This window comes from Flavobacterium faecale, from assembly GCF_003076455.1.
GTDB lineage: Bacteria > Bacteroidota > Bacteroidia > Flavobacteriales > Flavobacteriaceae > Flavobacterium > Flavobacterium faecale.
The window spans coordinates 2,266,642-2,280,776 of the sequence record NZ_CP020918.1 but is presented as its reverse complement, the minus strand read 5'-3'; the positions used below and the strand labels follow the sequence as shown (position 1 = coordinate 2,280,776).

Genomic DNA, 14,135 nt, shown 5'->3' with positions numbered 1-14,135 from the left:
AAAAGTTAGAATAGAATGAAAAAAGCGGAAAAATCAGTAATATACTGGTTACTTACAGGATGTTTTCTTTTGTTTTTGATGGTGACCGTTGGTGGCATCACTCGTTTGACCAATAGCGGTTTATCTATGACCGATTGGCATTTGGTAACAGATACCTTCCCTCCTTTGACGGAAGAAAAGTGGAATGCGGCTTTTGAAGAGTACAAGAAGTTTCCGGAGTATCAGAAAATCAATATTCATAACGATTTTCAGTTATCAGACTATCAGTTTATTTATTTTTGGGAGTGGTTTCACCGTTTTATAGGGCGCATTATCGGATTGGTATTTATAGTTCCGTTTGTGTATTTTTTGATCAAAAAGAAGCTAGATCGCGCTACGATTAAAAAGTGCTTTGTACTACTATTTATGGGTGGTTTTCAGGGATTTTTAGGCTGGTTCATGGTACGAAGTGGACTGATTGACAATCCTGATGTAAGCCACTTTAGACTGGCATTGCACCTTACTTTTGCTTTCATCACTTTTGCTTATACCCTTTGGGTGGCGCTAGATTTGTTGTATCCACACCGCAATCCTCCGCAATTGAATTTACAGAAAATTGCAAGAATTACGCTTGTTTTACTATTAATCCAAATTATATATGGTGGTTTTGTAGCGGGCTTAAATGCTGGTTTGATTCATAACCACTGGCCTTTGATGAGTGACGGACAATTTGTACATGATAGTGTTTTTATAGAGCAACCTAGCTTACTACTAAACCTTACCGAAGGTAAGAGTGGTGTGCAGTTTGTACATCGTACACTAGCTTATGTTGTTGTATTTATGATTGGATTGTTGTTTGTAAAAAGTAAACGAAACTTGTTATTACAGGATCAAAAAAGAGGAATTAATGCTTTGATTTTCTTGATTTTGGTGCAATTTGCCTTGGGTGTATTTACTTTATTACTAGCTGTTCCACTTTGGTTGGGATTGGCACATCAAATTAACGCTTTCTTTTTGTTAGCAACGATGACGTTTACTTTGCATAGACTTTCTAAATAATGATAGGAGTTAAGATTACCAATTATAGGGTAAAAATATATAATAAAGCGGAAATAATTATGATTTAGTAATTTGTTTCCGCTTTTTCAATACATTCTAGCACTAAAACCCCTAATTTTTAAAATTATTTATAACTAATTGTATAAATTTGCACCAGACTATATTGTCACATTTATTTTTGTTTCTAAACATTAATGTCAAAACTTACTGCTAAAGACCAATTTATCGATTTGTCTGATTACGGACGTCCTTTTGGTCGATTATTGGCTAATTCCTTAAAAAATACTCGCTTTACTCCAATTGATGTTACCTTATTATTTGGTCTGTCGGGACTAACGGCTATTTACTGCATTATTGAAGGCCATTTGTATTGGGCTGCTTTTTTCATTGTACTAAAATCAATGATTGATGCCGCAGATGGCGAGCTGGCCCGCCTGAAGAAAACTCCTTCCTACACGGGTAGATACCTCGATAGTGTCTTTGATATCCTATTGAATTTTATGTTCTTTTCTGCTATTTGTTATGTTTCGAATACCCCGTTTTGGGTTACGATTATCGCATTTGCCGCACTACAATTACAAGGCACTCTATACAATTACTATTATGTTATTTTGCGTCATAAGTCCGCTGGAGCCGACGCCACAAGTATGATATTTGAACGTCATACACCAACCGCTTTGCCGGGTGAAAAGCAACGAAATGTTAACTTGATGTTCCGAATATATACCTATGTATACGGTGCCTTTGATGCTGTAATCTATGCCTTGGACCCGAAAGCGTATCTTGTTTCTACTTTTCCGAATTGGTTCATGACTGTACTGTCTGTGTACGGTTTGGGCTTTCAACTGCTATTGATTGCTGTTATGCTTCCGCTGGGATATGTTGAATGGATTCTGCCCTTTTTTATTGGCTATTCTTTATTATTGGCTGTATTAATTCCGATTCGCCGTATGTATATTGAGTAGTAATTATATGAGCGATGTGTTTGATGGTACGCGGAGAAGACCCATTAAAACTGAATTTCTTATCTTCTTAACTATACATTTGCTTTATGTACATGGCGTGGTATTAGTACGCGGATATAACGGATTCGCTATCACGAAAACAAAGATAAAAATTGATTTCTCCTTTTGACTATCTTATAAATAGAGAGAATAGTTCGTGTCCATAATACGCTATTAGGTTAAAGATGTAACGGTTTCGCTATCGCGAAAGCATGGATAAAAAGTAATTTTCTTATCTCTTTAACGGTTCATGTGCTTTATGTACATGGCGTGGCATTGGTACGCGGATATAACGGATTCGCTATCGCGAAAGCACAGATAAAAACTGATTTTTCCTTTTGACTATCTTGTAAATAGAGAGAATAGTTTGTGTATATAATAAGCAATTAGGATACGGATGTAACAGTTTCGCTATCGCGAAACCTCGGATAAAAACTGATTCACTCTCTTGACTATCTAACAAATAATGGGTACAGTTCGTGTATGTGACATGCTACTGCTACAGGTTTGAAAACAGATTTCTCATTACCTATTTCTTATAAAGTAAGTGAGTATTTTGCATGTATAACCTGCTATTAGGACACGAATTTAACGAATTCACTGCATTGAAAGCACGGCTAAAGGTGGAATTATTTATTTCTAATCAGTTAATATGAGTAGTGAGTTTATACGTATGACCACTTAAAAGAACACTAAAACCATAGAACCGCTAACTTGAGAAGACCGATTAAAAGGGCCTAATTTAGCGCTTTTGTTACAAACCTATTATCAAAACTGTATTGAAAACCCCTTAAATTAACTCTTATAATGCAGTATAAAGCACCAATTATCTAATAAATTTTCCATGTTTAGCTTATCTAATCGTCCGAAATAAAGCAAATCTAGCGTATAAACTACTTCAAAAAACCGTTCTTAAAGCCTAATTTATCTATAATTCGAACGAATATATTATGTCTTTTCGACAAATTCAGGACTCGGATAAGCTTGATTCCTTTTCGAAATATAAGAAAATAGCGGACTGATTTAATAAACTTATTGCCACCCATAATGTAAAAATACAGTCTCAAAACCTAAGATAAAAACTAATTATTTTTGAATTATTTTGATGATTACTCACTGTTTTAGCCGCTAAAAAACGAGACTTTGAGGCATAAAAAAGAGCAAAAAATCTACGACTTTTTGCTCTTTTTTGTTGTTTACAGAATGTAAAAAGGAGATAAATGAATGCCTTTTCAACTTACTATTACCTCATCATTTTAATTGAACAGCCTATTGCTTTAGTAGTTTCTGGTGAAGGAGTTTGTCATTTTTCTAAAGCTGCGATGGTGTTTTGCCAGTATTTTCCTTTCACTTCTTTGGCGCTATCTACGTTATCATCGATGGCTCCAATGTATTTTACGACTCTGTTTTTGCCCAATAAAAAGACGTGCGGTGTCTTAGTCGCTCCGTATTGAGGATAGATTTTTTGTCCCTCATCTAACATGTACGGGAAAGCAAATCCTTTCTCTTTGGCTCTTACTTGCATTAGTTCGTAGCTATCTTCGGGCTGCGCTTCAGGATCATTTGGACTTATTGCTAACACAATATAGCCTATGGATTTGTATTTTTTAGCCAAAGAATTGATACGATCTTCATACTTTTTGGCGAACGGACAATGGTTACAAGTGAACACAATAATAAAGCCTTTTGCGCTTTTATAGTCGGCCATACTATACATTTTATCATCAATAGATTAGAGATTAAAGTCGGTTGCGGTATCCCCAATTTTATAATCCGTTGGAGGAAATGGATTGGCTAAGCCAATAAAAAAAGTAAAAATAAACAAGAAGGAAGAGATAATTTTCATAGTGTAGTAGTTTAATTTATATTCGAATTTATGTATTGATTTAGCTCATTAAAAGTAGCGAAATCACGCTCAACAAACACCCTTTTTTCACCTTGTATAATCAGTGTAGCAGGGATAGATCCAGACCAGTTTTGGTCTACTTTTTCGAGCCAATTATTATAGTTTTTATCAGTCAAAACCACGACTTCAGATTGCACCTTTTTACGCTTCAAAAACGGAATTAATCGGGACTGAATTTGGTCCTTAAAATCCAAACTTACGAGGACCACTTTTATCATTTTATTCTCTGTATTCAGTTGCTCAAAATAGGGCAATTCTTTAACACATGGAGCACACCAGGTCGCCCAAAAATTGACTACATAAGTGGTGTTTTTATTGCTCAATATTTCGTTTTCCAAAGCTTGGTAATTATCAAAAACGACTGGATTTTGTGCCTTCATTTGGAAAGAAAAAAGGACACCTACAAACAAGAACAATGAGTACTTCATAACGACCATCGATTAATTAATTTGAGATAACAATTTACAATCTATATCTCATTTTATCATTTCAGTTAACAAAACATTATCATGAAAAAGCAAATTACAACTGAGTAGAAGTAGGTGATAATCGATCATTTTTTACTCAAAATTACCGCTTTAATTTTGGAGGGAAACTTAAAAAAAAAGGTGGATTCTAGCGTGAAAAAGACTTCACGTTTTACTTAAAGTATTACTTTAAATTAAAAACACTTTATAATACTATAAAAGCAACCTTGAGTACAATTTTAATTTTGATATTTTTCGAGCTAAAAAAATTGCACTTTCAAAAAAGCAGATTTAGTAGGTAAAAATAAATTATGCAATTTAAAAATAAAAAACTTACAATTTAGCAATATAGACAAAAACTATACAACAACATTAAATAGTTATTTACCAACTAATTATAAACTATTAAATAAACTATAAATTTAATTAAAAACACGAAGAATAAAAATGTGTTTACTCTTGAAATATTTGGCCAAATTACGCTATTTAAGCTATGTATCAGTCATAAATTGTATTTATTTTCAAAAACAAAATTAGAATATATCATATTATTAACAAGAGACAAAAACAAAGTTAACCATTAAAAATTAACTTAAATACTACCCTAACAACCTAGAGAAATCTCTCCATTTTACACCCTCTAAAAAATGCTAATCGAGCGATATTTTGAAGCCTTTTTTTATCGTTTTTTTTAGCTCAAACACAAGCCTACTCTCACCATCTTTCTATAAAAAATAAAGACAAAACGGTAGTTGATCCTGGATGTAAGTCCTGCATTAATATCCGTTTTAACAACTTCTAAAGCTTCATTTCCGAACAAACCATAATTGTAGAATGAAGCAATGACCCGCCTTAATTAGGGGCGAAAAATGATCATCAGTTTACTATGGACACTCACTACTTACGAATCATAAAACCACCTCCTACTCGCACCTAATACATATACAAATCACAGATCGAAAACAGCCCAAAACAAGCCTAAATTAATTCATAGCAAACAGGCAAAAACGAAGCAATTATTTCGAAAATAAAACAGTCGAAAACCCGAACAGTTTGAGCCAAAAAAAAAGCCTGAAATCAAATTGATTTCAGGCTTAAAATTCTGCATTATTTTCGATAAAAAAGAAGGCGGATTTAGACCAAATTTTGACCCACTTTATTGAATCCAATTTTTGAAATCTGAGACCTTTTCTCTCGAGACAATTACCTCATCATCTTTGTAACTTGGAAGGACAATTTTGAGTCTCGAATTGGAGTAGACCACAATATCTTTTATGGCCGAAATCGGAATTATAAATTTACGACTGATGCGATAAAAAGTGGTGGGGTCTAATTTCTGTTCGAGTTGATCCAAGGTGCCATCGATCAAATAATCTCGGTTTTCAAAAGTGTGCAAATAGGTCGCTTTGTTCTCGCTGTAAAAACATTCAATTTCGTCAATAGCGATCACTTTTAGATGTTGTCCGATTTTGATGGTGAATCTTTTTTGATATTCTTTTTCCACCGAACCACTCAACATTTTTTTTATCGTCTCAAAATCCAATTCCACTTTTTCATTTTTAGGATGACGTTCCCTGAATTTTGAAACTGCCATTTCCAAATCCTCTTCGTCGATAGGTTTCAAAAGATAATCGATGCTATTTAATTTGAAAGCGCGCAAAGCAAATTCATCATAAGCTGTTGTAAAAATGATAGCACTTTTGATTTCGACCTTTTCAAAAATTTCGAATGACAAACCATCCGACAACTGAATGTCTAAAAAAATCAGATCGGGATGTTCATTTTGAGAAAACCAATTGACAGCTTCTTCGACCGAATGAAGCATCACCCCTACTTCGATATTTAATTTTTCTAATTTTCGTTGCAACAATCTAGCTGCAGGTTTTTCGTCTTCAATAATTATTGTTTTCAAGATAAAATTTTTAATGGTTTACTACTTGCGCTTTAGTCTCTTTCGAAAAAGCTATTCCCACTTATTGCTTTCTTCTTCGCTCATGAATTCTTTCATTTTTTTCTCTTCCCAATCCGATCCAAAAAAATAGTTCTTCCCAAATACAGACCAGCCATGTACAACGATTCCGATACCCCAAAAAAGCGCCGTACTCCAAGTTTCCCATTTCCACAACATTTCAACTCCGAAACCACTACTTTTTACAATTGAGATCAAAATAAAGGCATTTACCAGCACACAAACTAACAAATGAACATAGAACCCTTTTATTCTTTTTACGCGCTTGTATGCAGCGTTATATCGTGCTTGATCACTGTTAGGATCCAAATCGTAATTATCAAGTATTCTTTTATCCTTTCTCATTATTTCTTGCATTTTAAAATTATTGCCATTGATCTCTTTTCTGATTCTGATTTTCCTTCTCCATGAATTCTTTGATTTTTCGTTCTTCCCAATCATATCCAAAAACCGAAATCAAATCAAAAACTTTACAGGCATGAAATAGCACGCCAATTCCCCACCCCAGCAAAGGCCAATAAAACCAGTAATGACCTGGTGAAGTGATAATGTTGAGAATAAACAACCCGCTATTTACCACTACGTATGAGGTTAAGTTACCATAAAAGCCTTTGATGTCCTCAACTTTTTTTCTCGCTCTATAATAGCGCTCTTCTTCTTGGTTACTACATTCCATGATTATTTCTTGTGTTTTTTAGTCGCTTCTTTTCTCAAAATTTCTTGTATTTTACGTTCTTCCCAATCGCTTCGGTAACCAAATACTTTGATACCGTGCATGAGAAGTCCAAATCCCCAACCACCGGCAGAAAACCAAAACCATTGGAATTGCGGCGAAAATGTCAAATTAATAAAAACCAAAAACGGAATGACGATGCAATACGAAATCAAATTCCCGTAAAACCCCTTTAATTCTTCCACTCGTTTTTTGGCACGATAATAAGCATTGTTTTCATTTTGCAAAACTGTAGTTTGAACTATCGAAATTTGCTTTGTCAAAATTGGTAAACGGACTTTGAAATGGTGTTCTGTTTTTTCGATCAAAACTTTTCGATCAGTGACAATTGCGTAGCGGTTGATGATATTTTGTAATCCTACCCCTTGCCTATTTTGCAAAACCTCTTTCTTTTGAAAAGCATTTTGAACTACTAAAAATCCGTTTTCGATAAAAATCCGAATTTTCAAAGGTTTTTGGGTACTCACCACATTGTGCTTGACTGCATTTTCTAACAAAAGTTGCAAAGCAAGCGGCACCACTTTGGCTTCTGGATCTGGATTTTCAATTGTCATCTCGTATTCCAAACTGTCCTCAAAACGCATTTTGAGCAAACTCATGTAGGTTTTTGCAAAGGCAAGCTCCTCTTCAATCGATACCAATTCTTTGTCTTTCTGCTCCAAAACATAACGGTAAATTTTAGACAATGAAGTTGTAAAACGTTGTGCATTTTCGGGATTTTCTTCAATCAAGGAACTCAACACATTCAAACTATTAAAAAGGAAATGAGGGTCGATTTGATTTTTTAAACTTTCGAATTTAGCCGAAGCTGTTCCTGCGATAATCTTCTGTTCTTTTACCTTGTTTTCATTGTATACTTTGTAGTAATATAGTGAATAAATTCCCAGGAAAACAATAAAGGAAGTTACTGCAGCAACAATGTAATTTGAAATCGTTTCTGATTCGAAAAAGGTTAAAAAACTCCTGTTTTCTACAATTACATCTTCAAAAATTCGAAGTAAAAAAATCACGAACAAAGATAAAAGTAAAGAACTACCCAAACTTATAACCAATCTTTTGAGCGTATAACTTTTATTTTTAAAAGATGATTGTAGTTTCATAAAAAGAAGAGCATTACTATAATATAAAACCATCCCATACAACATGGTGTATAGAAAATTCACCTTCAATTTGTTATCGAATGTTATCGTTCCGCCATTCAAAACCGGAATAGTTACCAAGACAATAAATATTAAAAACGAAATAAGAAGTGCTCTTGGGAGCTCTTTAAATAGTCTACTTGGATTCATTTTCTATTTTATTAGTGCTGTTATATTTGTTCCAGATTTTGAGTACTTAAAACAGCAGTACATATAACGAATGTAAATGCATATGTTAAGTGTTGCTGTTTTTTGGATGCCGCTATGATACAAGAATCTAATTCTAAAACATTTCTATTTCAAAAGTACTATTATTGTTGTCTCAAATAAATTTAATACTACTGAACTGTTGAAATTTCATGATGAATTGTAACAACTACAATTTTGATTTATATTTACAATTAAATACAATAATCTCCCAAGGTGTTTTGCATGAGGGATAGCAGTGGAAATCCTTTATTGAGGCTTTTGCCGAAAAAAAGATTGAAACGGATAGCCCGACCGAAGGGCATGCCCAAATATAAAAGTAAAGAAGGATGACAGAAAAAGATAAAATGATTGCGGGTGACTATTACAATGCGGGTGACGCAACTCTAATTAAAGACCGCCGACGTGCCAAAAATTTGCTGCACCGATTGAATGTTACTGAATATCGTGTCACCAAAAAAGCACGCGAAATCATCAAGGAATTGATTCCTGATGCGGGGGTGAACTTGTATATTGAGCCGCCTTTTCACTGTGATTATGGATACAATATTAGTTGTGGCGACAATGTCTACTTCAACGTGAATTGTGTGGTGTTGGACTGTGCGCCGGTGGTTATTGGTTCGAATGTCTTTTTTGCACCCAATGTGCAATTGTACACGGCTACACACCCACTTGAGGCCGAATTGCGTCGCACACTCGAAAGCGCCTTACCTATAACCATTGGCGACGACTGCTGGATTGGTGGCAATACGGTGATTTGTCCCGGAATTACAATTGGAAAAGGATCGGTGATTGGCGCGGGATCTGTGGTAACGAAAGATATTCCTGAGAATTCGTTAGCAGTTGGAAATCCTGCAAAAGTAATCAGGAAATTAAATCAATAATAACATGCTAGCATTAAACAAAATACATCATATTGCGATTATTTGTTCGGACTATGAAAAGTCAAAACACTTTTATACGCATATTTTAGGATTGACTATTATTCAAGAAATTTATCGAAAGGAGCGCGATTCGTTCAAACTCGATTTGGCGCTGAATGGTGACTATGTGGTCGAATTATTTTCGTTCCCAAGTCCGCCACAACGCCCTTCAAGACCTGAGAGTTGTGGTTTGCGTCATTTGGCATTTGAGGTTGATTCGGTTGTTGTTTGCAGGGATGAATTAATTATCGAAGGGATTAATTGCGAAACGATTCGGGTAGATGAATTTACAGGGAAACGCTTTTTCTTTATTGCTGATCCTGATGATTTGCCTGTAGAATTCTATGAAAAATAACACGAAATGTTAAAAGGGTGTTTAATGCGATTTCGGATTTATACCTTTGTATTCCTTAAAAAGTAAAGAATACAAAGATGACAAAATCGGCTAAAATCAAAAAGAATCATTCTTTTATCATTTTAAAAAAATTAGTAATTGTCTCTGCTTTAATTGGTTTTCTCTCCTCCTTTATGGGAATTGTATTAAAAAGATCAACTGAATATTACGAGGATATTTTCTTAGAAAGAGCCAATAATCATCTTGTTTTTTATCTATTGTTCCCCTTTATTGGCTTGTCACTGATCTACTTTTTACGTCAATATGTATTCAGAAAAAAAGAAAACAAGGGCATTAAAGAAGTTTTTGATAGTACTACAAACAAAACGAACAACCTACCCGCTTATAAAATTCCGTCACACTTCATCAACGGATTTTTAACGGTCATTTTTGGAGGATCAACAGGGATCGAAATTTCGACTGTGGTGGCCGCAGCAACGATTGGCTCTGTGGCCCAGCGAAAGAAAAATATCTTTAGAAAATACAAAACCGAATTGATTTGTGCGGGTGTTGCTGCCGGAATTACGGCTTTGTTTGGTAGTCCTATTGCAGGATTATTGTTTGCGTATGAGGTTATTTCGAAAAAGATTTCAAATATCTTTTTACTTACTACGGGCATTGCTGTTGCTATTGCCTATGGTTTATTACTTACCATAAATGAACCTCCACTGTTTGCCATTCATATTACTACTTGGCACACCAATGCTATTCCGTATTTTATACTACTCGGAATTTTAGCAGGACTTAATGCCGTGTATATGACCAAAACAGTATTGTTTATAAAAGGGCAATTTTTAAAAATAAACACTCATTTTCACAAAATCATTTTAGGATCAATAATATTAAGCGCTGCGTTGCTCTTGTTTCCGCAGTTGTATGGAGAAGGTTATCATTCGATAAAAAGCATCATCAATAGTTCCAATCAAAGTTTAGTTAGCTTGTCGTTGGTTGTCACCCTTGCAAGTATTTTGATTTTAAAACCTATTGTTAGTTCTGTGACCTTGGCTGCAGGTGGTGATGGCGGTGTGTTTGCTCCAAGTTTGTTTATAGGTGCTTTTTTAGGATTGCTAACAGCATTATGCCTCAATCATTTATTTGATAGTGATGTAATAGTTCTCAATTTTATGGTCCTAGGTATGGGAGCCGTTTTGAGTGCGAGTATCAACGCTCCTTTTACGGCTTTGTTTTTGACACTTGGACTAACCAATAATTATACTTTGTTTTTACCCATTTTACTAGTTTGTTTTGTATCGAAATACACTGCAAAAATGATTTTTCCACACACCGTTTATAGTTTCATTCCAAAAACAGCTCACTAACATGCCAACACAATATATAAAAAAAGGATATCAAAAAACCAAGTACATAATATATAAGGAGACTTTAATTGATTTTAGAGAGCAGTTTTGGTCGTTTGTTGGCTCCTTTATTGGTATTGGATGTATTGCTTATTTTCATGCTAAACATTTCCCTGGATCAGATGGTGTTTACTTAATTGGGTCATTTGGTGCGTCGAGCGTATTGCTTTATGGAATTATCCAAAGTCCGTTTTCACAACCTCGGAACCTCATAGGTGGTCATGTTATATCTGCAATTATTGGTGTTACCATCCAAATACTCCTACCCGAACCTATATGGCTCGCCGCTCCTTTGGCTGTTTCGCTCTCGGTTATTGCCATGCAAATGACCAAAACCTTGCATCCGCCAGGTGGAGCAACCGCACTGATTGCTATAATTGGTACTGAAAAGATAAAAACCTTAGGATATTGGTATGTTCTATCTCCTGTACTTGCAGGTTGCTTGATTTTATTGTTTGTTGCTCTGATTGTAAATAATGTTACCGAACGTAGAAGTTACCCCTCAAACAACCGATTTCACAGGAACTACCACACTTTCAGAAAAAAATTGGCTCAGAGACAGCAATGAACTAAGGATCAATGGTATTTAAATCTTATTAACAAATCTAGTTTCGTAAAAAGATATTAAAAATTTAATTTTACCTTTGACCTCTCATTAAAACAACGATTATGGTTTACAAATTCAGAGTAATTCTAGATGCAGAAGAAGATATTTTTAGAGATATTGCCATCCTTGATGACGATACTCTAGAGGATTTACACAACGCTATTTTCAACTCCTTTGGGTTTGATGGTATGGAAGTAGCCTCGTTTTACACCTGTGATGAAACATGGAATCAAGAAGACGAAATAGCTCTTTTTGATACCGGAGACATTCCTGGAGAACAAAAAACCATGAGCGACTACAAACTGTCTGACTTATTGGATGATGAAAATACCAAAATCATCTACGTATATGATTTCATCAACATGTGGACTTTCTTGGTCGAATTGGCTGCAATTGAAGAACAAGAAGGAAATGCATTATACCCTGAAACACTTTTCTCTCATGGTGAAATGCCAGATGAAGCAATGGAGAAAAACTTTGAAGCAGACAATGCCGATGACTACGCAAACGACTATGAAGACGGCCTAGACGAAGATGATCTAGACATGTTTGAAGGCGATAATAGCTTTGAAGATTATGGCTCAGAGGATTTGTGGAACTAAAAAAGTTTGAATGGTTTATAGTTTAATTGTTTAAAATTGTTTTGAAATGGCTACAATTACGAGATTTGAAGATTTAGAAATTTGGCAAGAAGCTAGAAGATTATCAAAGGAGATTATTTTTATAGCCAAAAACACAGAATTAAACCGAGACTATAAACTAAAGGAACAAATCAAAGATTCTTCGGGTTCTGTGATGGATAATATCGCAGAAGGATTTGAACGAAATGGCAATCTTGAGTTTCGACAATTCTTATCAATTGCAAAAGGCTCGGCTGGCGAAACTCGATCACAACTTTATCGCTTATTAGATAATGAGTATATTACCGAAGAAAACTCAAAAATATTAATTGCTCAGTATGAGAGGTTAAGTATCAAAATCCACAATTTTATTACCTATTTAAACAAAAAAGATTTTAAAGGGACAAAGTTTATCGACTCCTAAACTTTAAACAACTTCTAAACCTTAAACAATATTAAACATTTTACATGATCAACTTATTCAACACCCACATCGATACGCTTTCTATTCACAGAGTAGGAAATAAAAGCCGTAACGAAGCATTATTTTTATCAGAACAGCCTTTTAATCTTCAGGATGAAATCGTGCCGTTGATCAAGGAATTTTTCTTGAAACCTTTTAGAGAGAAAGAAGAAAACTATTATCAGTTTGCTCATGAAGTAGATTTAGATTATAATGACATGTACAAATTGGCCTGTGAGATTTTTGATAATCCTGCCAATATTCATGAGGCTTCAAAAAAAATAACTAAGCATTTATTCGAACAATCCAATCATCCACATATTAAAAACGGAGAGGTTTATGTAACCTACTTGACTAATGTGAATATTGACAATACTCCGGTTGATGCTATCGGGATTTTTAAAAGTGAATTACAAGCTGACTTTTTACAGTTTGAAGAAAAAGACACGCATCTAGAAATGATTTTACAACACGGTATCAATTTGAATAAATTGGACAAAGGTTGCATCATCTTCAATCATAAAAAAGAGGAAGGCTTTAAAATCCTAACCGTTGATAGCAACCGCTATGATGCGCGCTACTGGTTGGAGCACTTTTTGAATGTAGACGCCTTTGAAGACGAAAACTTTATCACAAAAAAATACTTGAAATTTTGTCAAGGATTTGCTAAAGATGTTGTTTTTCCTGCTGAAGACAAGAAAGAAGAAGTCATGTTTATGAACCGTTCTGTAAATTATTTTGCAAAGAATGACCAATTTGACGAAAACAACTTTTTGAACGAAGTAATTGATAACCCAGACTTGATTCCTGAATTCAAAAATTATAAAGTTGACAAAGGTGAAAAGTACAGTATTGAAGACGTAACATCCTTCCCTATTGCGAATGCAGCTGTAAGTGATGCACGTAAATCTATCAAAAACGTGATCAACCTAGATACCAACATCCAAATCAAAATGGATTTCATCAACCCCGAAAGTGCAGAGAAATTTGTAGAAAAAGGATGGGATGAAGAAAAACAAATGTACTACTATCTAGTATATTTCAACAAAGAACAAAAATCATAAGTTTATCCCTTTTCAAATACAAAATCCTTACCTTCTACGGTGAGGATTTTTACTTTAAAATATAAATTAAATCCTGCTTTTTATAAAATAAGATGTTTTTTATCGAATTTATTAAGCCGATAAACACATTTTACACTACATTTAATACTCCAAAACAAATCATTAAAATAAAAAAACGTAGTTGCCATGATTAGTTATTATCGATAGCCTTTCATTTCAATAATTTTAAATTTTAAGGGTTCG

Annotated in this window: 15 protein-coding genes; 9 read left to right on the top strand and 6 right to left on the bottom strand. The window is 34.4% G+C overall.

Annotated features, from left to right (window positions below; all coding sequences use genetic code 11):
- Positions 1-15 precede the first annotated feature (15 nt).
- Positions 16-1,038 carry a COX15/CtaA family protein gene (locus tag FFWV33_RS09890; RefSeq protein WP_108740756.1) on the top strand — a complete coding sequence of 341 codons (1,023 nt, stop codon included), beginning with the start codon at positions 16-18 and terminating at the stop codon, positions 1,036-1,038.
- Between the two features lie 194 nt (positions 1,039-1,232).
- Positions 1,233-2,003 (top strand): CDP-alcohol phosphatidyltransferase family protein, encoded by a 771-nt coding sequence (locus tag FFWV33_RS09885; protein ID WP_108740755.1) that lies wholly within the window; start codon positions 1,233-1,235, stop codon positions 2,001-2,003.
- A gap of 1,342 nt (positions 2,004-3,345) precedes the next feature.
- Here FFWV33_RS09885 and FFWV33_RS09880 read toward each other — a convergent pair.
- The 6 genes from FFWV33_RS09880 to FFWV33_RS09855 all read right to left on the bottom strand — a co-directional run bounded on the left by FFWV33_RS09880 (position 3,346) and on the right by FFWV33_RS09855 (position 8,406).
- Entirely contained in the window at positions 3,346-3,750 is a 405-nt protein-coding gene (locus FFWV33_RS09880; protein WP_245891718.1) for a redoxin domain-containing protein, read from the bottom strand.
- Positions 3,751-3,899: 149 nt separating this feature from the next.
- Positions 3,900-4,376, bottom strand: a complete 477-nt coding sequence (locus FFWV33_RS09875) for a TlpA family protein disulfide reductase (protein WP_108742511.1) — start codon at positions 4,374-4,376, stop codon at positions 3,900-3,902.
- Between the two features lie 1,195 nt (positions 4,377-5,571).
- Positions 5,572-6,327, bottom strand: coding sequence for a LytR/AlgR family response regulator transcription factor (locus FFWV33_RS09870; protein WP_108740754.1), 756 nt, complete (start codon positions 6,325-6,327; stop codon positions 5,572-5,574).
- 51 nt (positions 6,328-6,378) lie between these two features.
- A complete protein-coding gene (locus FFWV33_RS09865) occupies positions 6,379-6,729 on the bottom strand; it encodes a 2TM domain-containing protein (protein WP_245891717.1) in 351 nt (116 codons plus the stop codon).
- A 19-nt stretch (positions 6,730-6,748) separates the two neighbouring features.
- Positions 6,749-7,060 carry a 2TM domain-containing protein gene (locus FFWV33_RS09860; RefSeq protein ID WP_108740752.1) on the bottom strand — a complete coding sequence of 104 codons (312 nt, stop codon included), beginning with the start codon at positions 7,058-7,060 and terminating at the stop codon, positions 6,749-6,751.
- A gap of 2 nt (positions 7,061-7,062) precedes the next feature.
- The gene (locus FFWV33_RS09855; protein WP_170111546.1) at positions 7,063-8,406 is read right to left on the bottom strand and encodes a histidine kinase; all 1,344 of its coding nucleotides are present in this window, start codon (positions 8,404-8,406) and stop codon (positions 7,063-7,065) included.
- Positions 8,407-8,792: 386 nt separating this feature from the next.
- Between FFWV33_RS09855 and FFWV33_RS09850 the strand changes: the two genes are divergently transcribed.
- The 7 genes from FFWV33_RS09850 (at position 8,793) to FFWV33_RS09820 (ending at position 13,892) form a co-directional block, all read left to right on the top strand.
- Complete coding sequence (locus FFWV33_RS09850) at positions 8,793-9,347, top strand: sugar O-acetyltransferase (protein ID WP_108740750.1); 555 nt, start codon at positions 8,793-8,795, stop codon at positions 9,345-9,347.
- 4 nt (positions 9,348-9,351) lie between these two features.
- Positions 9,352-9,741, top strand: coding sequence for an SMU1112c/YaeR family gloxylase I-like metalloprotein (gloA2, locus tag FFWV33_RS09845; protein ID WP_108740749.1), 390 nt, complete (start codon positions 9,352-9,354; stop codon positions 9,739-9,741).
- A 77-nt stretch (positions 9,742-9,818) separates the two neighbouring features.
- Entirely contained in the window at positions 9,819-11,099 is a 1,281-nt protein-coding gene (locus FFWV33_RS09840) for a chloride channel protein (protein ID WP_108740748.1), read from the top strand.
- A 1-nt stretch (position 11,100) separates the two neighbouring features.
- Entirely contained in the window at positions 11,101-11,706 is a 606-nt protein-coding gene (locus FFWV33_RS09835) for an HPP family protein (protein WP_108740747.1), read from the top strand.
- A gap of 101 nt (positions 11,707-11,807) precedes the next feature.
- Positions 11,808-12,347, top strand: coding sequence for an IS1096 element passenger TnpR family protein (locus FFWV33_RS09830; RefSeq protein WP_108740746.1), 540 nt, complete (start codon positions 11,808-11,810; stop codon positions 12,345-12,347).
- A 46-nt stretch (positions 12,348-12,393) separates the two neighbouring features.
- Complete coding sequence (locus FFWV33_RS09825) at positions 12,394-12,789, top strand: four helix bundle protein (protein ID WP_108740745.1); 396 nt, start codon at positions 12,394-12,396, stop codon at positions 12,787-12,789.
- Positions 12,790-12,833: 44 nt separating this feature from the next.
- A complete protein-coding gene (locus FFWV33_RS09820) occupies positions 12,834-13,892 on the top strand; it encodes a nucleoid-associated protein (protein ID WP_108740744.1) in 1,059 nt (352 codons plus the stop codon).
- Positions 13,893-14,135 lie beyond the last annotated feature (243 nt).

Excerpts from the sequence above, each read along its gene's own strand:
- FFWV33_RS09890 (WP_108740756.1), top strand. The coding sequence starts at position 16 with ATGAAAAAAGCGGAAAAATCAGTAATATACTGGTTACTTACAGGATGT.
- FFWV33_RS09885 (WP_108740755.1), top strand. The coding sequence starts at position 1,233 with ATGTCAAAACTTACTGCTAAAGACCAATTTATCGATTTGTCTGATTAC.
- FFWV33_RS09880 (WP_245891718.1), bottom strand. The coding sequence starts at position 3,750 with ATGGCCGACTATAAAAGCGCAAAAGGCTTTATTATTGTGTTCACTTGT.
- FFWV33_RS09875 (WP_108742511.1), bottom strand. The coding sequence starts at position 4,376 with ATGAAGTACTCATTGTTCTTGTTTGTAGGTGTCCTTTTTTCTTTCCAA.
- FFWV33_RS09865 (WP_245891717.1), bottom strand. The coding sequence starts at position 6,729 with ATGAGAAAGGATAAAAGAATACTTGATAATTACGATTTGGATCCTAAC.
- FFWV33_RS09860 (WP_108740752.1), bottom strand. The coding sequence starts at position 7,060 with ATGGAATGTAGTAACCAAGAAGAAGAGCGCTATTATAGAGCGAGAAAA.
- FFWV33_RS09855 (WP_170111546.1), bottom strand. The coding sequence starts at position 8,406 with ATGAATCCAAGTAGACTATTTAAAGAGCTCCCAAGAGCACTTCTTATT.
- FFWV33_RS09850 (WP_108740750.1), top strand. The coding sequence starts at position 8,793 with ATGACAGAAAAAGATAAAATGATTGCGGGTGACTATTACAATGCGGGT.
- gloA2 (WP_108740749.1), top strand. The coding sequence starts at position 9,352 with ATGCTAGCATTAAACAAAATACATCATATTGCGATTATTTGTTCGGAC.
- FFWV33_RS09840 (WP_108740748.1), top strand. The coding sequence starts at position 9,819 with ATGACAAAATCGGCTAAAATCAAAAAGAATCATTCTTTTATCATTTTA.
- FFWV33_RS09835 (WP_108740747.1), top strand. The coding sequence starts at position 11,101 with ATGCCAACACAATATATAAAAAAAGGATATCAAAAAACCAAGTACATA.
- FFWV33_RS09830 (WP_108740746.1), top strand. The coding sequence starts at position 11,808 with ATGGTTTACAAATTCAGAGTAATTCTAGATGCAGAAGAAGATATTTTT.
- FFWV33_RS09825 (WP_108740745.1), top strand. The coding sequence starts at position 12,394 with ATGGCTACAATTACGAGATTTGAAGATTTAGAAATTTGGCAAGAAGCT.
- FFWV33_RS09820 (WP_108740744.1), top strand. The coding sequence starts at position 12,834 with ATGATCAACTTATTCAACACCCACATCGATACGCTTTCTATTCACAGA.